17 protein-coding genes are annotated in these 21258 nt (G+C 36.4%); 7 read left to right on the forward strand and 10 right to left on the reverse strand.

Translation table 11 applies throughout. The annotated features are described in order from the left end of the window. Window positions 1-151: 151 nt before the first annotated feature. Both MKZ17_RS17600 and MKZ17_RS17605 read right to left on the reverse strand, forming a co-directional pair. A complete protein-coding gene (locus MKZ17_RS17600; RefSeq protein ID WP_340725035.1) occupies window positions 152-475 on the reverse strand; it encodes a YolD-like family protein in 324 nt (107 codons plus the stop codon). A 12-nt stretch (window positions 476-487) separates the two neighbouring features. After that, window positions 488-1741 carry a Y-family DNA polymerase gene (locus tag MKZ17_RS17605; protein WP_340725036.1) on the reverse strand — a complete coding sequence of 418 codons (1254 nt, stop codon included), beginning with the start codon at window positions 1739-1741 and terminating at the stop codon, window positions 488-490. 168 nt (window positions 1742-1909) lie between these two features. Here MKZ17_RS17605 and MKZ17_RS17610 point away from each other — a divergent pair, with 168 nt between their 5' ends. After that, window positions 1910-2461 (forward strand): hypothetical protein, encoded by a 552-nt coding sequence (locus MKZ17_RS17610; protein WP_340725037.1) that lies wholly within the window; start codon window positions 1910-1912, stop codon window positions 2459-2461. Window positions 2462-2526: 65 nt separating this feature from the next. Here the strand turns inward: MKZ17_RS17610 and MKZ17_RS17615 are convergent, their stop codons facing one another. Next, window positions 2527-3318 carry a carbon-nitrogen family hydrolase gene (locus MKZ17_RS17615; RefSeq protein WP_340725038.1) on the reverse strand — a complete coding sequence of 264 codons (792 nt, stop codon included), beginning with the start codon at window positions 3316-3318 and terminating at the stop codon, window positions 2527-2529. A gap of 202 nt (window positions 3319-3520) precedes the next feature. On the opposite strand from MKZ17_RS17615, the gene MKZ17_RS17620 reads away from it, so the two are divergent. Continuing rightward, window positions 3521-4711, forward strand: a complete 1191-nt coding sequence (locus MKZ17_RS17620) for a pyridoxal phosphate-dependent aminotransferase (protein ID WP_340725039.1) — start codon at window positions 3521-3523, stop codon at window positions 4709-4711. Window positions 4712-4806: 95 nt separating this feature from the next. Here MKZ17_RS17620 and MKZ17_RS17625 read toward each other — a convergent pair whose 3' ends face one another. The 6 genes from MKZ17_RS17625 to MKZ17_RS17650 all read right to left on the reverse strand — a co-directional run bounded on the left by MKZ17_RS17625 (window position 4807) and on the right by MKZ17_RS17650 (window position 11788). After that, on the reverse strand, window positions 4807-5997 hold the full coding sequence (locus MKZ17_RS17625) for a glycine C-acetyltransferase (protein ID WP_340725040.1): 1191 nt from the start codon (window positions 5995-5997) through the stop codon (window positions 4807-4809). Window positions 5998-6074: 77 nt separating this feature from the next. After that, window positions 6075-6692, reverse strand: a complete 618-nt coding sequence (locus MKZ17_RS17630; RefSeq protein WP_340725041.1) for a YczE/YyaS/YitT family protein — start codon at window positions 6690-6692, stop codon at window positions 6075-6077. A 19-nt stretch (window positions 6693-6711) separates the two neighbouring features. Next, a complete protein-coding gene (gene ybaK, locus MKZ17_RS17635) occupies window positions 6712-7194 on the reverse strand; it encodes a Cys-tRNA(Pro) deacylase (RefSeq protein WP_340725042.1) in 483 nt (160 codons plus the stop codon). Window positions 7195-7374: 180 nt separating this feature from the next. Then, a complete protein-coding gene (locus MKZ17_RS17640) occupies window positions 7375-9081 on the reverse strand; it encodes a methyl-accepting chemotaxis protein (RefSeq protein ID WP_340725043.1) in 1707 nt (568 codons plus the stop codon). Window positions 9082-9334: 253 nt separating this feature from the next. Next, window positions 9335-10048 (reverse strand): putative metalloprotease CJM1_0395 family protein, encoded by a 714-nt coding sequence (locus tag MKZ17_RS17645; RefSeq protein ID WP_340725044.1) that lies wholly within the window; start codon window positions 10046-10048, stop codon window positions 9335-9337. 300 nt (window positions 10049-10348) lie between these two features. Then, window positions 10349-11788 carry a hypothetical protein gene (locus MKZ17_RS17650; RefSeq protein ID WP_340725045.1) on the reverse strand — a complete coding sequence of 480 codons (1440 nt, stop codon included), beginning with the start codon at window positions 11786-11788 and terminating at the stop codon, window positions 10349-10351. Between the two features lie 347 nt (window positions 11789-12135). Here MKZ17_RS17650 and MKZ17_RS17655 point away from each other — a divergent pair, with 347 nt between their 5' ends. From MKZ17_RS17655 to MKZ17_RS17675, 5 genes are all read left to right on the forward strand, one after another. Beyond that, complete coding sequence (locus MKZ17_RS17655) at window positions 12136-13350, forward strand: GGDEF domain-containing protein (RefSeq protein ID WP_340725046.1); 1215 nt, start codon at window positions 12136-12138, stop codon at window positions 13348-13350. Between the two features lie 693 nt (window positions 13351-14043). Beyond that, the gene (locus MKZ17_RS17660; RefSeq protein ID WP_340725047.1) at window positions 14044-15531 is read left to right on the forward strand and encodes a spore germination protein; all 1488 of its coding nucleotides are present in this window, start codon (window positions 14044-14046) and stop codon (window positions 15529-15531) included. Window positions 15532-15535: 4 nt separating this feature from the next. Beyond that, window positions 15536-16666, forward strand: a complete 1131-nt coding sequence (locus tag MKZ17_RS17665) for a GerAB/ArcD/ProY family transporter (RefSeq protein ID WP_340725048.1) — start codon at window positions 15536-15538, stop codon at window positions 16664-16666. Beyond that, window positions 16653-17747: a Ger(x)C family spore germination protein gene (locus tag MKZ17_RS17670; RefSeq protein WP_340725049.1), complete on the forward strand. Its 1095-nt coding sequence runs from the start codon at window positions 16653-16655 to the stop codon at window positions 17745-17747. Before MKZ17_RS17665 ends, MKZ17_RS17670 begins: the two co-directional genes overlap by 14 nt. Window positions 17748-18240: 493 nt before the next feature. After that, entirely contained in the window at window positions 18241-18687 is a 447-nt protein-coding gene (locus tag MKZ17_RS17675) for an Hsp20/alpha crystallin family protein (protein ID WP_340725050.1), read from the forward strand. 245 nt (window positions 18688-18932) lie between these two features. Here MKZ17_RS17675 and MKZ17_RS17680 read toward each other — a convergent pair whose 3' ends face one another. Beyond that, window positions 18933-21122, reverse strand: coding sequence for a DNA topoisomerase III (locus tag MKZ17_RS17680; RefSeq protein ID WP_340725051.1), 2190 nt, complete (start codon window positions 21120-21122; stop codon window positions 18933-18935). Between the last annotated feature and the right edge of the window lie 136 nt (window positions 21123-21258).

The following is a 21258-nucleotide window of genomic DNA, read 5'->3' on the forward strand; positions in this document are numbered from 1 at the left end:
AAAAGCTTTTGACGTCGTTTATTATATGGTGTTCTTTTATAAAATACAATATTTTATAAATATTCTTTTTCAGTGATACATTTGTACGCGTGAAATATTCGAATAGCGGTATTTTTCTTACAATTGGTATTTTTTAGATGTTATAAGTCCATTATTCTCCTTCAATTGACGTCTCGCAAATCATATCCAAGGAAAATTTTTGTCCGTTTTCAAGCTGAATGGATTGATCATATGGATTCATTTTTTGAATAATACCCGATACATTATAAATAGATGTTTGTTCCCAAACTTTCAACTGAATCATACAACGTTCTTTATAAGAACGCTGCAAATGGACATTCATCTGCTCAAGCTGGGCTTCATCTAATTGCGGCTTCTCGACAAAACGATCCTCTCCCTGCCATTCCCTTAACAGTTGCACATGCTCAGGTAGCATCATTGCCGTCCATTTAATTGTTCCTCGGTCTCTATTCATCCTATTCACTCCTTACTGTTTATGTCCACCTAATAATGTCGCTCGGCTAATGGCTGTGCCTGCATCCGTGTAGGAAACCGCACGTAGTAACGAGGTTGAGCCAAAACGTTTACGTAAATGATCCATCGTTTCCCCCAGCTTTCGATTACGCCATCTTGTTTCATCAAAAAAACTTAATTGCATTGAGTACTCACTTTCAATATTACTTAATGTCACTGTTAGCTTGCGAGCAGGGCGTTCAGCATAAAATTCATCTAACAGTTCTGTGCAGACTTTATAAATTTTAAGGGTGTCGTTAGTCGGCTCATCAATTGTACGTGAGCGGTGAAAACCTCCCCCAAAGGCATCCTTACTATAACTAAGGCCAAGTGAAATCGTACGCCCAATTTTCTTCGCTTCACGGGCACGTCTTGCTACATCCTCACACATTTCTAAGAGCACGACTAAAATTTCCTGTCGACTTCTATAATCACGCATCAGCATTTGCCCTTTGCCAAAGCTAATTTGCCCCTGCAAAATGGGTGCACCAATTGTTGAATAATCAACGCCCCATGCATGATAGTAAAGCTGGTTTCCCATTACGCCGAAACGTTGCTCTAATAGCTTAAGATCGGTATGTGCCAAATCATAGACGCTATAAATCCCCATATGATGGAGTGTTTTTTCCGTGCGGCGTCCAATCCCCCACATATCTGATAATGGCGACAGTGGCCAAAGCTTTGTCGGAACATCCTCGTACGTCCATTTCGCAAATCCTGTCTTTTTCGCTTCGATATCAAGGGCCAGTTTTGCCATGAGCATATTGGGTCCGAAGCCTACTGCGCTTGGAATTTCAAATTGCCGGTAAATACAATCTTGGATATAGGCAGCGGTTTGCTCAGGTGAACCCCATAGTTTTTCAGTACCTGTTAAATCAATAAAACTTTCATCGACGCTATACACATGGATTGCCTCTTTTGGCACAAATTCATTTAGCAGTCGTGTAATTTCCATCGACATGCGTACGAATAGTGACATACGTGGTTCAAACAGGCGAATATCAGGATGCGGTGGAATTTCGTAAAGCCGCGATCCTGTTCGAATATTAAAGCGCTTTTTCATCGGTGGGGATGCGGCGAGTACGACACTTCCCTTTTGCTGAAAATTACCGACAATCGCAATTGGCACCTCCATCACATTTAAATTCTCAACAGAGGCAATACAGCTTGCATAAAAGCTCCTCATATCAATACAAATCATTGAACGTTGGGGCGCTTTTTCATACATTCTTGGCATCTCCCTTTTAATTAATCGAACATTTGTTCTTATTTTAAAATGAGACATGTGAGACCGCAAGTGGAAAGTGATGGGAATAGAATGGATTAGCAAGAAATAAAGTGGTAATTTAAGGGGCATTTAAAAATTCAGTGTTAAATTGGTAAATGGAGGGATTTTATGAGGGGAATCTTACTGTTTCTTGTTCTATGTTTAACGTTAATGGCGTGCTCTAATGAAAAAGAAGTGACTGGCGATATTTTATCGAATGTAGCGGAATTTAACTTTCAGCAATCCTTTGATTTAAAAGATGAAAAAACAATTAGTATGTTTGTAGAAGTTTATGAGTATGGAAAATTTAAGGACAATAAATATTTATCTTTTAGCAATAACTATAATGGCAAGGGTGCCATTCAATTTTCTCTCTTTAGGCAAAACTTTACACCGGAATTATTTTTAATAGGCGCCATTCAAGATAAAAAAAACATCCTTTCAGAAAAACGATTTCTCGATAGTCCGAAATTGGGATTAATATTTAAGGCAGCGAAAAATAAGGTCATTACTCAAACGGGCGAATATCGTCTCGGAATGTATGGTTCTGTACCCGAGGTGGATGCCACTACCTATATTACCCCATTACATTTAACGGTTGAAAAGAGAAACGATTTTATTGAGGCCTATGAAAAATTCCCGATTATTTATGTCGTTGTTGTTGCTGTGCGTGATATTTAATTTAGCCTATCTAATACAACAAATGGTAGGCAATCATCTTGATTCTGCCTACCATTTTTAACGCTTTAATCTTTTACTACTGTTGCATATAAATTTGGACGACGGTCTTCGTATACTGGGATGCGACCTCGAACTTCATCGACATTTGAAAAGTCAACATCGATAATCGCTAATTCTTCATCCTCTGCACCAGTCCAAAGCACCTCACCCCACGGTCCAATAATCATAGATTGGCCGTTGAAGTTTTCGACTTTACGCGCAATACGGTTTACGGCAACAACAAAGCATTGGTTTTCAATCGCACGTGCCTGTAATAATGTTTTCCAGTGATCGATGCGAGGTGTTGGCCATTGCGCTGGAATGAATAACACTTTTGCACCATCTAACGCATGCGAGCGAAGCCATTCTGGGAAGCGAATATCATAGCAAATAACGCCCCCTGCTTCTAGATCATCTAACGTAAAACGATTCATTGTATCGCCTGATTCCAAATAGAGATGTTCATCCATTAAGCGGAATAAGTGAACTTTACTATATTCACCAACGAGCTCTCCGTCTCGATTATACGTATACATCGTATTGTAAAACTTGTCGTCACGCTTAACAGATACTGAGCCACCAACGATATGAACTGCCAATTCTTGTGCTAATGCGCTTAAGAACGCTTTCGTACGTTCACCATTTACATCTGCTAGCTCTTCTAATTTTTCCAATGCATAGCCCGTATTCCACATTTCCGGTAGTACAACAATTTCTGCGCCACCTGCTACTGCCTCACGAATAAATTTTTCTGCACGCGCGTAGTTTTCATCTACTTTGCCAAAGCCTACATTTAATTGAATACAACCGATTTTCATTCAATGACACCGCCTTTACATTTTTCCACTCTATTTTCCTATATTATGTCTTCTTATTCTATTATTTTTGTCTAACTTGTCATTCATCGTTATTATTCTAACATTTTCTAATCCATTACGCCTTAAGTTATCATAATTTTCACTTTACTTAAACCTACAAAAGGAATAAGATTAATTTCATATTATAAAGAAGGTGAACAACATGGAATTTTCAAAAAAACTACAGCAGCTACCGCCACAATTTTTTGCAGCACTTGTGAATAAAGTGAACGCAGCACTTGCGCAAGGACGTGATGTCATTAATTTAGGACAAGGTAACCCGGACCAGCCCACTCCCAATCATATTGTCGAAGCACTACAGCAAGCCGCTATCAATCCCCAAACACATAAATATTCGCCTTTTCGTGGCATCACAGAGCTCCGTCAAGCAGCAGCGGATTTTTATAAGCGGGAATACGATGTCGATATTGATCCAAACACAGAAGTGGCTATCCTTGGTGGGACAAAGGTTGGCTTAGTGGAGCTTCCTCTTGCCGTACTGAATCCAGGTGACTATATGCTATTACCTGATCCGGGTTATCCAGATTATTTATCAGGTGCTGCATTGGCCGATGTAAAGTTTGATACGATGCCGCTTGTTGCAGAAAAAGGATTTTTACCGGACTATAATGCACTCGCTCCAGAAGTAATTGAGCGTGCGAAACTGATGTATTTAAACTACCCAAATAACCCGACTGGTGGTACTGCAACGTTGGAATTTTTTGAGCAAACGGTTCAATTTGCTAAAGACAATAATATCGCAGTTGCCCATGATTTCGCTTATGGTGCAATCGGCTTTGATGGTAAGCGTCCAGTGAGCTTCTTACAGGCAACGGGGGCAAAGGATATTGGGATCGAATTTTATACACTGTCCAAATCTTACAACATGGCAGGCTGGCGCATCGGCTTTGCGGTAGGTAATGCAAAGATGGTTGAAGCGATTAATCTCATCCAAGATCACCTATTTTGTAGTCAGTTCCCTGCTGTTCAACATGCCGCTGCCGCTGCATTAAATGAAGAACAAACTTGTGTGGAGGAATTGCGAGCACGCTATGAACGTCGTCGCAATGTACTCGTCACAGAGGCTCATAAAATTGGCTGGAATATTGAAGCACCAAAGGGCTCGTTTTTTGCGTGGTTAAGAGTTCCCGACGGCTATACGAGCGAGCAGTTTGCGGATCTTTTACTAGAGAAAGCCGATATTGCCGTAGCAGCAGGAAATGGCTTTGGTGAATATGGGGAAGGCTATATTCGCGTCGGCTTATTAGTGGAAGAAGAACGCTTACGCGAGGCGATGCAGCGCGTGAAAAATTTAAGCATATTTGTAACGACCTCTGCGCCATCAATAAAATAAAGGCAATTTTCTCTTTTTGTGGGAATTTCAAATTTACGTTAAAGTAGATAAAAATAGGCACATCGCAATCTAAAGATTCGATGTGCCTTTTATCATTATTGAATTACGCCTAATTCGCGCCCAACTTTTTCATAAATCGCCAATGCGTCATCAAGCATTTCCTTTGTATGTGCCGCTGTTGGCATATTGCGCACACGACCTGTTCCCTTTGGTACAGTTGGGAAGACAATTGCTTTTGCATAGACCCCCTCTTCGATTAAACGTTTAGAGAAAGTTTGCGTCAGCTTCTCATCACCAATAATACATGGCGTAATTGGTGTTTCGGACTCACCAATATTAAAGCCAAGTTTCGCTAGACCTTCTTTTAAGTAACGGCCGTTTTCCCATAATTGATCATGTAATTCTGTTGATTCCATAATTATTTCAACCGCGCGTGTAATCGCAGCAACATCACCTGGTGGTAACGCTGTCGAGAATAGGAATGGACGAGATCGAACCTTTAACCAATCGATTAAATTCTTCTTACCCGCTACATAACCACCGACAACACCAATGGCTTTTGATAATGTACCAATTTGGAAGTCAATTTCGTTTTGTAGGCCAAAGTGCTTCACTGTCCCTGCACCTTTACCTGTTACACCAGAACCGTGGGCATCATCTACATACGTAATTAAATCGAATTCCTTTGCGATTTCTACAATTTCAGGGAGCTTTGCGATATCCCCATCCATCGAGAAAACACCATCTGTTATGACCATCACTTTATTATATAGTCCAGATTCCTTTGCTTCCTTTGCTTTTGCACGTAAATCCTCCATATCCGCATGCGCGAAAGGAATAATTTTTGCCTTTGATAAACGGCATCCGTCAATGATAGATGCATGATTTAATGCATCCGATAAAATCGCGTCATTTTTATCCATCACGGCTGAAATTGCCGCCATATTACAATTGAAGCCAGATTGATAGCTGATTGCAGCTTCTGTACCTTTAAATTTCGCTAATGTTTGCTCTAATTTTACGTGTAAATCTAGTGTTCCGTTAATCGTACGAACAGCACCTGCACCGACTCCGTAAGTTTCGATTGTTTTTTGTGCTATTTGCTTTAGCTCCTCATTCGTTGCTAAGCCTAAATAGTTGTTTGAAGACAAATTCACAAGTTGCTTGCCTCCAACTTGAATGATTGGACCATTTGCGCCTTCTACTGGATCAATTTCGTTGTACAAACCTTGCGCGCGTAATGCATCTAAGTTTTCATTTAAAAAGGTATTTAATACGTTTGACATGCTCGTTCATCCTTTCAATTTCAAGGTTAGCCCCATTGTAGCATACAATTTCGTAGGCAAAAAAATTTTCCAAACGCTTATGTAAGAGGTTCACCAATAATTTGTTCCAATTTCCCTTTAAAATAAAATAGAGACGGCTGGATCACATAGCCTGTTCCAAGTGCTAAAAGGATTGTTCCTAAGCCAACAGGGCCTCCAAGTATCCACCCAGTGATACCGGCAACCACTTCCATCACCATACGACCTGTTTTTACAGAATAACCTTTGCTGGCAATAATCATCATTACCGTATCCCGGGGACCAGCGCCCAAACTTGCTGCAATATAAAGTCCACAACCAATACTCATCACAAAAAATCCAGCGATGAAATAAGCAATCTCCCAGAAAAAGATTGTTGCATTTGGTAATAGCCAGTTGAAAATATCAATAAATGTTCCAATTAATAGCATATTTAGCCACGTTGCAAGCTTCGGCCAACGCTTCAAATAAATCGATGTGACACAAATAATAAAGAGGCCCATTAAAATCGACCATGTACCAATCGTTAATCCAAATTGCTTAAATAAGCCTATATGAAGTACATCCCAAGGGCTCGTCCCAACGATATTCCCTTTAATCGTCATTGTAACCCCAAGAGACATTACGATGAGCCCGGCAAAAAAACTTCCCCATTGCCATTTAAATTTTTTTGACACGACAATCCTTCTTTCTTCATTACACAATCGATACAAATTGTGCATTTGCTGCTTTTGCTAAATCTTTCGGTGAGAGCTTCATTTGCAAACCGATTTTGCCTGCGCTCACAATCATATAATCGAGCGCTTCGGCTGCTGCTTCAATCAATGTTGGAAACGGCTTTTTAATGCCAATAGGCGAACAACCACCGCGCACATAACCCGTCAATCCTAGTAATTCTTTTACCGGAATCATTTCAACCTTTTTTTCACCAACAGCCTTTGCTGCTGCCTTCAAGTTAAGCTCCGCTGCAACAGGAATAACAAATACAAAAAACTTCCCTTTGCCAGCTGTTGCAACTAACGTTTTATACACATACTCGACAGGCTGACCAATTTTGTTGGCGACGGTAACCCCATCTACTGCAGCACCTTCCTCCGTTGTATATTCAAATACATCGTGGGCAATTTTTTGTTGTTCAATAAAGCGGATGGCATTTGTTTTCGCTTGCTTCTTCGCCAAAACGTTCACTCCCATTTCTATCAGCTTTGTAATCAGTATAGCAAAAATGTCATTTCTGAAAAGTGTCGTTTACTCCCTATCGAACAATAAATTAACTCCATATAAAAAGTTGTTAAATTGCATTTAAACAATTTAACAACTTTTAGTGTTTCTCTTTAAATATTGGTTATGCGAACAAGCCTATTCGACCTTGAACTTTTGTAATTCTAATTGAAGTTCATTAGCATTGTCAGTCAAACTAAGTGCAACTGCATTAATTTGTTCCATTGTGGCAGTTTGCTCCTTCATTGAAGAAGCGATAAGCTCTGTACTTTCAGCTGCATTAGCTGATGATTTTGAATGATCTATTACAATAGCAGAGACTTCTTGAGTACTTGCTGAAAGTTGTTCTGAAGTTGCAGATATTTCTTGAATTTGTGTTGACATATGCTCCACTGCCTGAGTAATTGAGTAGAAGGAATCCCCTGCTTCACCAATGATTTTTACCCCATCTGTTACAGAAATTAATGAATCTGCAACTGCTCGCTCAACATTCACTGTATCCTGTTTGATTTCCATTGTTAATTCAACGATAGAATTTGCTGACATTTTCGATTGCTGAGCTAATTTACTTACTTCATCTGCTACAACCGCAAAGCCTTTGCCGTGCTCTCCAGCTCTTGCTGCTTCAATAGCTGCATTTAACGATAGTAAGTTTGTTTGATCCGTGATCTCTGTGATGACCTTCGTAATACTTTCAATTTCTTCCGATTGCTTCGATAGTTTTACCACAAGTTCGTTTAATGACTTTGTTGATTCGTTAATAAATTGCATTTGGCTGCGCGCTTGATCAATAATATCCCCTCCATGTTTAGCCGAGTTACTTGTATCAATTGCACTGGAATGCAATACTTGGGATGCTTCTGCAATCCGTTGTACACCTATTGCAGTTTCTTCCATTGCTTGAGCACTTTCTAGTGAGGATTGAACAGAGTTTTTAGAATGTTGAGCAGTCGTAGAAGCACGATCTGATACTTCTTCACTTGTAGCCGTTAATTCTTCTGTACTTGCAGATAACTGCTCTGCGGACTCATTAAGCTGTTTGGAATTTTCCTTCACCTTAAAAACTAAATCCTTCAAATTGTGCTTCATAATATTAATTGAAGTCGATAATTTTTCAATTTCATCTTTAGATTTGTAGTTTAAATCTTCCCCCGTTAAATCACCGTCTGCGATTAAATTAACTGCGTCCGTTAATTGTACTAATGGTTTTGACACTGTTTTTCGCATAAACAATAATGAAGTAATAGAAATAATAATGCTAATGAGAAGAACAACAATTGCTACAGTTCTCGCTATGAGAAGAATAATCGAAATTTCGCGATCAGTTTTCTCTAGACGCTCATTCAAGTAATTCATTACTTCATTTGTTAAATTGAAAAATGCTGTGTTCGCCTCATCCAATTCGTTATTCACCATTGCAACAGCTTGATCTGTATTACCTTGTCGATAGCTTTGTAACATTTGCCCTGCAATCACACTGTAATTTTCATTCTGTTGCTTTAGCTCTGTCACAATTGCTTTTAATTCTTTATCTTTGGAGTGATTTTCCAATTCACTTATCTTCTCGACAATATGATTTTGGTAATACATATACTTGTCTTCATTTTCTGGATTATTAGTCATTAATAAACTACGAGCATACATGCCTTGCATAGCGACACCAAGCCCAATTTGATCAATAATTTTCACCTGTTCAACTTTACTGTTTAGCGCATCGTCTACCCGTTTATCAATATCTCTAAAACTTAGAAATGTACTAATGATAAATGCACACAAAATAAAAACTATTAACAAGAGCGTAATGCCAATTCTTGTTCCTACACTTTTACTTTTAACAAAACCCATTTTAACTCCTACCTTTTCCCTAAATAAAGGGATTCATAATTACCTACTAAAAATACACTATATTTTCCAACAAAACAATAAATTATCTCATTATTTGTAATTAATAGGTTATAAAGTATTGTCATTTTTCAGACATTAAGGTTCATTTATACCTTTAATTCCATCTTTTTTCTAATACTTTTTACCTAATTTAATTTATAGAGAAAAAGACCAATTACCGATTAAGGTAACTGGCCTTACTTAGACATTTTTTTTACGCACTAATAGATAATGTTGGTTCAAAAATTGAGCGGTAGCCATTGTTAACCATTGAAATATGGGAACTGTATTTTTCTGTTGCCATATTAAACGTACGCTGGGATAAACGTTTCTCAAGCTCTTGACCAAATATAGTTTGCTCCTCTGGGTTACGAACGAAATCTTTTTGGAAGCGCTCTGGCACCTCAAACATGAAATTGGCTTCTGCAAAAGGCGCAATTTCTTCATTATTTTCTTCAATCTGGTCACCAGTAAGTTCCGAACGAACTTGCTGAATTTGCGCTGAAGCACTAGCAGCTACACGTAAATCCTGCGTGGAAGGTTGCGCGGGCGCTAATGCTGCTTGGCGTAATTTTTCTAATAGCTCTATCGTCTGTTCTGGCTCATCACTAATCTTTCGTATTTGCATGGACAGTTCATTACTGTTCATATTGTTTTCACTTTTATTTTCGGGTCGCTCTAACTGTTGCTCATTTACCTCAACTAAAAATTGCTGTGACTCTTTACGGGCAGCTGTATCTGCCTCATGTAAATCCTTTTCCATCTTACCAGAAAGTAAATTTTCAAGTGCTTGAAGCATTGGATTTTTAGTAGGGTCTGCATATTTCGCATTTTTCTTGTAGGCTTCCCCAACCTCCTTACGCTGCAACGCACGTTTCTTATATTCAAATTCTGGATTAGCACGATGTAATAAGCTAGAAATTTTCATTCTTCTCACCTCACAATATAGTAATATAACGTATACCTTTATATTTAATATATTATCGGTGAATTCCTCCTTGTTTTCACTTTTTGTACACATTCAATTCCTTTTACCCGATTAATCCCTAGGGGTAAATAGTCAAAATTAATCTCACACTTCATTTAAGCTAGTAAATATTATCTATCGAATTATAAAGGGATGCACTAGATGAGCAAGTAGGTAGGTATAAAAAAATACACCCCTGTCAGACTTCTAAATTAACAAGGGTGTGTGTTTTAGTAAAAGTTCATTACCTGATCTAAAATTCTATGCATTCCTTTCATAAAAGTTCATAATCGCCTGCGCTCCGATATTCTCCGGATTTTCTTCAAAGATTCGCTTCGCTTCCTCAAACCATTGTGTCTGTTGACTAATTTCCTGAATGTTTGTCTCTACAGCTTGCTTTTCATGAGGCTTCCAATTTTCATCGAAGCGTTCTTCCCAAATATCGTCCGATTCATTAACGTATTCAAAAATTTGAGTTAACACGTAAAAATGATGGATTGTTTGACAGTGCGTTTTTGCATGCTTCGTATAACGCATTAACACTTGACCAGCATATTCATAATCATCCATTTGACGGTATTCCCCTTCGTATAATAGAGCCATAAGTAGCTTACTTACCCCATCAAATATTGAATCAGTAATTGTATCTTCATGTAGTTCAATGTCTAACTTCCCTTTTTCCGCACACATTAATGGTGCATGGCTTCCTGGAACCATGTCTTCCACACCGTCCGTTAAAAACCATAAACGAATCTCTTCTGTGTCAGCTTCTAAAAAGTTAAGAGCCTCTACCTTACCCCAATCAGTTACTCTTTTAGCAATCGACCAAATAGCATTATTGGCATTACGGCTACCATTTGATAAGGCAAATAATGCAACCCCAGTAAATTCCTCATGTAATGCGATTATTTTCAGCCGCTCTTTTATATTTTCACAGTCCGTCGTTCCAAGCACAAGGAGGGCAAATTTCACGACTTCTCGGTGTGCAGCATGTTCAAGTAACCAAAGTGCTTCCTTTTGCACACGCGCTTCATCTTTCTCTGCTTCTGAAAATAACACTAAAAATTCATGGAAATAGCTAATAACTTTTTCGTCATTAATTTTTTCATACGTTACTTTACGGTTTTCGTCTGTTGGGTTTTCAACTTGCTGTAAAAAATTTTTAATTAGCTTTTTTGTATACATTGGCAACACAGATTCATTTACAAGTTGATCTGCCAACCCTGGTGCAAGTCTCGGATGATTTTCATCATATAAAAACGCATCATCTGGTAATTCTTTGTTCAAGAGCTTGCCATGCTCAGCAAATTGGTTCTCTAAGTAGGGCACAATAAAATCTTTATTTTTCCACGGGAAAAATTGAAAACTTTGCACGTCTGATAATAATTTTTGTCCGTCCACTTTGACCGTTAAGTTTAACTTTACAAAGCCACCAATTTTCACATGTACTTTATGTTTCTTACCGTTTTTACCCGTAAACGTTCCTGATAACGTAGAATAAGGTACAATATGCGACCAAATGGATTTCCGCGTATTTTGCGCGATGATTTCACCGTCTACTTTCACCGTTTCTTCCATCATTTTATTTGAAATTTCAATTGTATGCCCTTCAAAATCAAGCAACCATTGCTTCTCCACTTCTTTTGCTACATCATTCGTTGCGTTACGCATTTCTCGTTTTAATTCTTCTTTGAAACCCATTTCTATTTCACGTCTCCTTCACCTTTTCGAACGTTCTACTGTAGCCATATTCATTGGCAACACTATATTTATGTCGAATTTATATATTTAACAATCTTAATTTTTCTACGTTTATACAACATTTCTTATTCTTATAAAAAGAGTTTTTTATTACCAAATGTTAATTTTATATCATCTTCGAGAAAAGATATAGCCTCCAAATCATGTAACATTAACTTCTACAATTCCCCTAAGTTAAAGATTCGAATTGAATAACCGAAATTTAATGTATAGCCTTTATCGTCAAATAAGTTTTCTAAACTACAAATAGTATAATATATGCACATAATTAAAGGAGTACAGCTTAAGTGAAAATTACTTTTAAAACAGTCTTTTCAACTATTACTTATATTTTTATCCTTTTTGGATGCTATTTTTTAATTACGAAAAACCCATCATTCTCACCGCCAGTTATACTTGTCATTATGTATTCTTCATATGTTATTTTTGGGTTAGGAATGATATTAAGTATTCGATTTAACCAAGGACGGGTTTTCCTAATACTTTTACTGCTTACCCTGTCTCAATTGTTCTTAAATTATCATTCACAATTATCAATAGATCGTACAACTTATTCTCAATTCCTTTATCCTCTAATGTGCTTTCTTATCCCTATTAATATCGTTATTATCTCGCACTTAAAGGAAAGAGGCTTATTCTCTTTATGGGGAAAAATACGTATCTCTCTTATACTGATCGAACTTTTTGTTCTATACATAATTGCAAAATCTAATAATACGTCCATACAAAAGGTAGTGAATTATACATTCATGAATCTGCCTTTAGATAAAACGGTTATGAATCAAACAGCTTTGTTACTATTTTTTTTAACACTGCTCTTTTTTATAATAAAAGCCTATATGAAAAAAAGTGTCTTTGAAATTCGTTTAGTTGGTGTTATTATTTCTGTTTTCACAGCTCTCTTTTTCATTAATGATAAATTATCATTTTCTATATTTCTAAGTGCCGCTGGTTTAATATTAATTATCAGTATTATTGAAGACTCCTATTCTATGGCATATCTTGATGAACTTACAGGAATCCCTTCACGCCGCGCCCTTAGGGAGAACTTGATGAAATTAGGAAATAAATATGTCATTGCAATGATTGATATTGATTTTTTCAAAAAGTTCAATGACAAATACGGGCATGATGTTGGAGATGATGTTTTAAAATTGGTAGCCTCTAATCTAGTTCAGGTCACAGGTGGTGGGAAAGCCTTTCGCTATGGTGGGGAAGAATTCACAATTCTGTTTCCAGGTAAATCTATAAATGACGTAATACCACATTTGGAAAACTTACGTGAACAAGTATCTAAGACCGGATACACTAGAAAACCATCGAAAACACATAACTCGAAATCGAAATCAAAGCCCGAAAATCCAAGCCAATTATTTGTTACGATAAGCATTGGCGTATGTGAAAAAACCAGTAAATATAAAGATCATAACGAGGTAATAAAAGGAGCTGACAAGGCCCTGTACAGAGCTAAGAAAAAAGGGCGAAACTGTGTAAGTAAATAATAGCTGATTAACGTTTGTTTTTCTCAAAAAAGGCTTCTGCAATTAGCAGAAGCCACCCGCTAGTGACTTCATACAAAGCATGGGTGCTTAATAATTTCATCATCTTTCAATAGGTCAATACCTAAATCCCGTAGGCCCTCTTTATACTTTAATAAGTAAATAACATTCGATAAGTTAACATCATAAAAGAATATACAACACGTTTATTCTATCTTAAATTTAACCGGATTACTGACGGGATTGACCTGCAAATTCCATTTAAATTCTCTCCTTACAAACTCATAGACCAGTGAACGTTTCCATCCAAAAATTCATGATTCAACCATAACCTTTTCATATTGAATGTCTTTAGCCATCTTTAAGGCAATATGATGCATATCCGCTTTCCATTCACCTACATCGTATGTATGATGTCCCTCATATAAAAGTAGTTGAGTTTTGCCCGTTTGCTCCTCTGTCCGACACTCTTCACCTCAAACTACTTCACATTTTAGTTTTCTATCTTCAGCGATTTAAGTAAACCCTATCCGACTTAAATTGTTTTCGAATCTCTGCTATACCTTTGTTATTCATCTCCTCTTGGATCGTTATGCACCTCTAAGTGTTTTGTATATTTTAATTTTAAATTGCTAATAATGTGTATGAAAATGGAATTTTAAGTACGACTAATGTTTTTCTCAATAAAAAGGTGGGATGTACTTGTTTTGGAAAAAAAAACAACTCGGAAATAAGCCTGTTGCTCAATCAATAGCTGAATCAGAATTATCAATAGAATCTCTGAAAAAAAGTCTCGTTCAAATGGATGATGCAGAATTTGTGGAAATTAATATTTCCGATATTCGAAAAATTCATCTTGTTTACATTCGAACTCTCATCGATCAAGAAAAATTAAATGAAAGTATTATAAAGCCTTTAACTAATTGCTCCAACCCGTCTACGTCTATTCAAGATTGCATTGTGAATTCCTCAATTATTCCCATTACTATTTTTATAGAGGCTAAAAAACAGTTGTTTTCAGGGTCCATTTTGTTATTTGATTCTTCGACAAATCTTTGGTTAGCTGTTCCATTAAAAAATTCTATTGGACGTGCAATCGAAACTTCCGAAACAGAAACCATCCTGTTCGGAGCAAAAGACAGCTTTAGTGAACAAGTAGAACAAAATATTACGCTTATTCGAAGACGACTCCCCATACATGAACTGAAAGCAGAGAAGTTTACTGTCGGTTCAATGAGTGAAACAAATATTGTTCTAATGTACATAGAGGGGCTGACTAATCCAGATTTTGTTTCAATAGTCAAAGAGAAGATTTCTGAAATTAATTTTGATCTCTTCTTTGACTCCTCCCAAGTTGCGGCATTCCTGGAGGAGCATCAAAACAGTATTTTCCCTCAGTTTCAGCAAACTGACCGGCCAGATGTAGTTGCTTATTCTCTGGGATTAGGAAAGATCACCCTTCTGGTAGACAATACACCCTTTGCTCTTGTTGCACCCATTACTTTTTTCCATTTGTTCCAATCGCCGGAGGACTATATTAACCGATGGGTAGTTGCCAGTTTTTTGCGCATCCTTCGATATGTCAGTTTTATACTGTCGGTTACATTGATTCCTTTCTATGTAGCATTGACAACTCATCACTATCAAATGATTCCTACACAAACACTTCTGGTCTTAGTCGACTCAAGGAGCAAGCTTCCTTTCACTCCTTTTTGGGAAGCACTTATCATGTTAATATTTATTGAAATTATAAAAGAAGCAAGTTTAAGGATGCCTACAAAAACAGGTCAAACACTTGGGGTTATTGGTGGCATTGTGATTGGTCAAGCAGCTGTTGATGCTGGATTCGCTAGCAAAGTATTAATTGTCATGGTTGGGATCTCGACGATAGCTTCCTTTCTTATTCCCAACTACCTTATGACAAAAGCAAATTCATTAATGCAATTGATGCTTCTTGTTTTTTCTTCTTTACTTGGGATAATCGGGATTGCACTAGGAATAACTGCTATTTTAGCCCATCTTAATAGCTTATCTTCAATCAAACAACCTTATTTTTCACCCGTTTCTCCTTTCTTTAGAAAAGATTGGATTGATTTATTCATTCGAGGGCCATTAGTCAAAATGTTGGAGCGACCAGAGCATCTTAAACCTCTAAAACAGAAGAGATATAAAAGTAGGAGATGACTTAATGGAAATTCATCAATTATTTAAAAAGAATGAAACCTATAATGGGCTCTATACCGTGTTGTTGGTAAATCGCCTCCAAATGCTATATTTTTTTCTGATTATGCCAAATATCTTGATCTATCCATATATGATTTGGGTGCTTATAGCTGTCGGAATATTATCCCAACTAAACCTTCTTCTTTTATCGAAGTGGCTTTTAACACATTTATCTAGCAATGGATATAATGGATTTGTCCAATTGTTTGGAAAAAAATTAGTACGATTTCTATCTTTTATCGGGTTGTTCTTTATTCTACTTAAACTTTCCGTCATAACGTTAGGTTTCAGCGAAATTGTTCAAACATTTATTCTTCCATCAACAGATACAAATTTTCTTGTCTTTTTTATTTTGTTGTTCTGTTTTTATGTGGCAAGTAAGGGCGTTGAACATACCATTCGGTTTGTGTTGATTTCTTTTTTCTGTACATTTTGGATGATCACATTTTTCATTTTTTTCTTCTTTCCTCCAATAGCTCAACTCAGTGATTTGTATCCCCTTATTCCAATAGAGTGGAAAGTAGAAAATTGGAAAGCTTTTTTTTTAATTTTGTCTTCCTATTCTGGTCCGGAATTTCTGGTATTTTTAGGACCATGGCTTAAAACCAACAATAAAACCTTTCGCTATTTGTCTTACGGTAACGCTCTCACCGTTGCAGAGTATGTATTCCTATTTATAGCATCTCTACTTTATTTCGGTTCCAATTATTTAAGTAAAAGTCAATATCCAATTATTAATATGGCCCGTTATTTTCAAAATCCTGTGTTTGAACGAATTGATATGATCATGCTTTCCTTTGAATTAATTAACCTAGTTTTTGCAGTTTCTCTATTTCTACTATTATTTTATGGAGCATTTAAAATTTCATTTGCTAAAACGAGCAAGTCGTCCAGCGGAAAAGGATTATTATTCAGTGTATTCCTTATTTTTATCGGAATGGTTCTTTTGAATCAATTACTTTGGAAGTCTTGGGAGAAGCAGAACTTTTTACTTAATCTTCAAATTATAGCTGGAAGCATAACCTATTTTCTTGTTCCACTTGTTATTGTTTTAGTAATGAAAAAAAAGGGGGTTAAAAAACATGATTCTACATAAAAAGATATGTAAAAGATTGATACTCCTTTTAATGACTTTTTGGTTATCTGGTTGTTCCCCTTTTACCGAAAATAACCTTATTGAAGAAATTTCTCCCATTACCTTTTTGTCAATTAGTAAGGGGGATAAAGGGAAATTAAAAGTTAGTACTATTATGCCTCCTTTAAGTAAAGAAAATAAAAATGTTATGTCGCAAGAAGTCAGCTTATTAAAGGAGGGAGTACAGAAGTACAACTTTAACTTCTACCAAGAAATTAAAACCGGACAAATGCGGATGTTAATAATTAGTGATGAACTTGCAAAAGAAGGGATTATGTCCATTATAAATGTAATATTGACTGATCCAGATATCTCTTTGAGAATTTATTTAGTTATCGTAAAAGGAAATTTTGAAGAATACTTGGAAAGTCAATTAGAAAAAGATGAAAACTTCGATTACTCGTTTTACCGTATGCTGAAGCATTATGAAGAAAAAAACCAAGGAGAATTAACTGTCGTTAATCTTCATCAATTTAAGCAGTTGCTCTATTCTCCTTATTCAGACCCCTTCTTGCCTGTATTCAAAATACATGAGGACGGGGTCAACTATGAAGGTACAGCCTTGTTTCAAGATGACAAGCTAGTTGAAGTTATTTCATCTTTAGATGATCGTATCTTCCAACTAGTAAATAACGATCACTACTTAGACATATTACCTATCCCAGAATTTGAAGTTGTACTTGGTCATGTTAGATCTAAGGTAATAGTAGATATCGATAGCAGCTATTCTACAATAATCTATACAGTGAATATAGATACTAGGATTGAGGAATACCGAGGAGAGAAGCAATTATTTGATCCAAAGGAGTTAGAATATATGAAAAAAGATATCGAAACCTACCTTGAAAAACAAACACATGAACTATTTAAAAAGATACAAGAATTGAAAGTTGATCCATTCCAGCTTGGTGTACAAACAAAAAGACCATTCTCAAAACCAATGGAAGAAAAAAAATGGTTTGAATTGTTCGAAAAGATGGACATTAAAATAAAATACAATATTAATATCGATCCTTTGACGGATGCAAATTCAAAAAGTTAAAACCTTTCAAATAACCCATGACGTAAACAAAACTTACTAACATGAGTAGAAGTGAAGGAAAATTAACTTACTGATTATGGCCATACAGACTATTGAATGAATCCACTTGTAGCGAACCTACAAATGACTTCAATGCGTCGTCACAAAAACGAATTTGACAAAGGAAATACCTAAATTGAAAAAAGATCAAATTCTTTTAAATCAACTCAATCGATGATGGCGCAAATAAATCAAATGAGCCAAGGGATTTTAAAAGTTTTAGGTTAATTATATTCAATACAGCACCAATCCAATAAAGGACTGGTGCTGTATTGTTTTTAGAGTAGCCCCACTTACTTATGAAATTGTTCACCATAACAAATTTAAATACGGTCTCGGATATTAACCATTTGAATCGTAATTGCACTAAATGGATTAAAATCCGCCCAACCAATATAAGAATACATACACATAATATATAACAATAAGCAAAAGTAAATAGGAGGCTTATAGGATGTCGTTACTACCTGATGATTCATTTAAACAATTATCAAAAACAAATATCTTTGAGCAGATGTTTTCAGCTTTTCCTTTTGATTTAAGCTTTTTCGATAATATGCTTGGTAACTTTGATGGCGGGAATATAAATGTGTATGAAACAGCAACAGAAGTTATTGCAACTTGCGATATACCTGGTTTAAAAAAAGAAGACGATATTCAGATTTATGTTGAACAGAATATGTTAAGTATTCGGGGTACCATCAATACAGCAACAGAAATAAAAGAAGAAAATAGGGTTAGACAAGAACAATATGCGAGTAGCTTCCAACGTTCTATCTCCTTACCAAGTCCTGTTTCACGAGACGAAGTGAAGGCAACTTATAGTAATGGTGTCCTTAAAGTAAGAATGCAAAAAACGGCACAAAATAACGTACAAAATATTGACATAGATTTTTACTAACCCCATAACTAGCATAATTATATATTGCAGCTCAATAAAGAGGGCTGTCTAGAAAGTGTTCGCTTTCTGGGCAGCTTTTTAATACATATGAATATGCTCCTACTGTGGTCTAATCTGATCAAGATCCCTATACCTCTCCCCTAATGTTTTACAAAATAGAGCAACAAAAAGAACTTGGCAAGAATTTTTTCGCTTCTCACCAAATTCATTTAGAAAACCCGTGGATTAAATTGTAAACAGTAAACTTAATCTTCTAATTTTAAACCCTTTAATAAATCCGCAAACGCATTATTAATTGGTTCAGCTTCTTTTTCCTGTTGCTTCATGTATTTTTGGACACTACGCTTATCCACTTTACCGCCGCCTTCTTTTTTACGGCGGGCTTCAAACGCTGATAGCTTTTCACGGTAACCACATTTGCATACGAAAATTTGACCATCGCCCTGGCCATGTAATTCTAATTTTTTCTTACATTGTGGGCAGCGTGCATTTGTGACACGTGATACATTTTTACGGTGACCACATTCACGATCTTGGCAAACAAGCATCTTTCCTTTTTTACCGTTCACTTCTAACATTGGTTTACCACAATCAGGGCATGTTTTCGTGGAAATATTATCGTGCTTGAATTTTTTATCGCTATTTTTAATATCCGCAACAATATCTTTCGTATGTTGTTTCATTTCGTTAATAAATGTATCTTTTTTCAATTTCCCTTTAGCAATTAGCTCTAGCTTTTGTTCCCATTGTGCGGTTGTTTCAGGTGATTTTAATTCTTTTGGAACTAAATCAAGTAATTGGCGACCCTTAGATGTAATATGAATATCCTTCCCACGTTTTTCAATTAGGAATGAATTGAATAACTTATCAATAATATCAGCACGTGTTGCAACGGTCCCTAATCCACCTGTCGATTTCAGTGTATCCGCAAGCTGCTTATTTTGGCTATTCATGTACTTTGTCGGATTTTCCATAGCTGATAAAAGCGTAGCCTCTGTAAAACGTGCTGGTGGCTTCGTTTGTCCGGAAGTTTGAGCAATTAAATTTACTTTTAGTACTTGACCTTTCTCAAGACGAGGTAATAATTGTTCCTTTACATCCTCCGTCGATTCTTCTTCATCAAAACGGTTTGAATACACTTCTTTCCATCCAGCTGAAAGTACTGTTTTTCCACGTGCAATAAATTTTTCATCGCCAATTTGTGCTTGCACTGTTAACTGCTCATATTCATAAGCTGGGAAAAGCACTGCTAAAAATCGTTTTACAACTAAATCATAAACTTTACGTTCCTTATCGGTAAAATTTGCAAAGTTCACGTATTCCTCAGTTGGAATAATTGCGTGGTGATCTGATACTTTACTGTCATCTACAAACGATTTATTCGCTTTAATTGGTTTTGCAAGAACTTTGTTTGCTAAAGAACGATACTCTCCTACACCGCATGCCTTAATACGTTCCGGAAGTGTGCTAACGATGTCTGAAGATATAAATCGAGAATCTGTACGAGGATACGTAAGTACTTTATGTGACTCATACAGTTTTTGCATAATATTTAACGTTTCTTTCGCTGAATATCCAAACATTTTGTTTGCATCCCGTTGCAATTCCGTTAAATCATATAATCCTGGGGAGAACGATTTTTTCGGCTTGCGTTCGATATCAATCACTTTTGCATCTTGCTTATCTAACAAATGAACTACAGCATCAATTTTTTCTTTATTAAAACTGCGTGAATTGCCATTTGCATCTTGCCATGTTAATTTTAAATCTTTTGTTTGTGCTTCAATCCCATAATATGTTTGAGCTTTGAAGTTTTTAATCTCATCTTCACGAGCCGCTACCATTGCTACAACAGGCGTCTGAACTCGTCCTGTGTTTAATTGGGCATTATGCTTTGTTGATAACGCTCGACTCGAATTTAATCCTAAATACCAATCTGCTTCACTACGAGCAACTGCTGCATGATACAAGTTATCATAATTTTTGCCAGGTTTTAAGTTTGCAAAACCATCTTTAATTGCTTTATCTGTAACAGATGAAATCCATAAGCGTTTCATTGGTTTACTAACTTTTGCACGGTCAATAATCCAACGCGCCACTAACTCCCCTTCACGCCCAGCATCCGTTGCAATAATAATCTCATTTACATCATTACGTGTAAGCTGAGATTTGACTGCATTATATTGCTTGCTTGTTTGCTTGATTGTTGTTAATTTCAGACGCTCTGGTAGCATCGGTAAATCTTCCAAATTCCATTTTTTATATTTTTCATCATAGCTTTCAGGATCAGCCAATGTTACTAAATGTCCTAGTGCCCACGTAACGATATATTTGTCGCCTTCTAAAAAACCATTTCCTTTTTTATGACACTTCAGCACATTCGCGATATCGCGTGCTACTGAAGGTTTTTCTGCTAGTACTAAACTTTTAGCCATATTAAACATCCTTTCGTACTTCCTTGTGTTAAATATAGCATAGAGTATAACTTTTAAAAATTTCTGTATCTGCGCATATAAAAACGAAACTTCATCCATCATGCTAATCACTTACAATATCTTTTCACGTATCGTA

The sequence above is a fragment of the Solibacillus sp. FSL R7-0682 genome (assembly GCF_038005985.1).
GTDB lineage: Bacteria > Bacillota > Bacilli > Bacillales_A > Planococcaceae > Solibacillus.

Bases quoted from the DNA above. Each gene is read 5' to 3' on its own strand.
- MKZ17_RS17600 (WP_340725035.1), bottom strand. From the start codon at position 475: ATGAATAGAGACCGAGGAACAATTAAATGGACGGCAATGATGCTACCT.
- MKZ17_RS17605 (WP_340725036.1), bottom strand. From the start codon at position 1,741: ATGTATGAAAAAGCGCCCCAACGTTCAATGATTTGTATTGATATGAGG.
- MKZ17_RS17610 (WP_340725037.1), top strand. From the start codon at position 1,910: ATGAGGGGAATCTTACTGTTTCTTGTTCTATGTTTAACGTTAATGGCG.
- MKZ17_RS17615 (WP_340725038.1), bottom strand. From the start codon at position 3,318: ATGAAAATCGGTTGTATTCAATTAAATGTAGGCTTTGGCAAAGTAGAT.
- MKZ17_RS17620 (WP_340725039.1), top strand. From the start codon at position 3,521: ATGGAATTTTCAAAAAAACTACAGCAGCTACCGCCACAATTTTTTGCA.
- MKZ17_RS17625 (WP_340725040.1), bottom strand. From the start codon at position 5,997: ATGTCAAACGTATTAAATACCTTTTTAAATGAAAACTTAGATGCATTA.
- MKZ17_RS17640 (WP_340725043.1), bottom strand. From the start codon at position 9,081: ATGGGTTTTGTTAAAAGTAAAAGTGTAGGAACAAGAATTGGCATTACG.
- MKZ17_RS17645 (WP_340725044.1), bottom strand. From the start codon at position 10,048: ATGAAAATTTCTAGCTTATTACATCGTGCTAATCCAGAATTTGAATAT.
- MKZ17_RS17650 (WP_340725045.1), bottom strand. From the start codon at position 11,788: ATGGGTTTCAAAGAAGAATTAAAACGAGAAATGCGTAACGCAACGAAT.
- MKZ17_RS17660 (WP_340725047.1), top strand. From the start codon at position 14,044: ATGTACTTGTTTTGGAAAAAAAAACAACTCGGAAATAAGCCTGTTGCT.
- MKZ17_RS17665 (WP_340725048.1), top strand. From the start codon at position 15,536: ATGGAAATTCATCAATTATTTAAAAAGAATGAAACCTATAATGGGCTC.
- MKZ17_RS17670 (WP_340725049.1), top strand. From the start codon at position 16,653: ATGATTCTACATAAAAAGATATGTAAAAGATTGATACTCCTTTTAATG.
- MKZ17_RS17675 (WP_340725050.1), top strand. From the start codon at position 18,241: ATGTCGTTACTACCTGATGATTCATTTAAACAATTATCAAAAACAAAT.
- MKZ17_RS17680 (WP_340725051.1), bottom strand. From the start codon at position 21,122: ATGGCTAAAAGTTTAGTACTAGCAGAAAAACCTTCAGTAGCACGCGAT.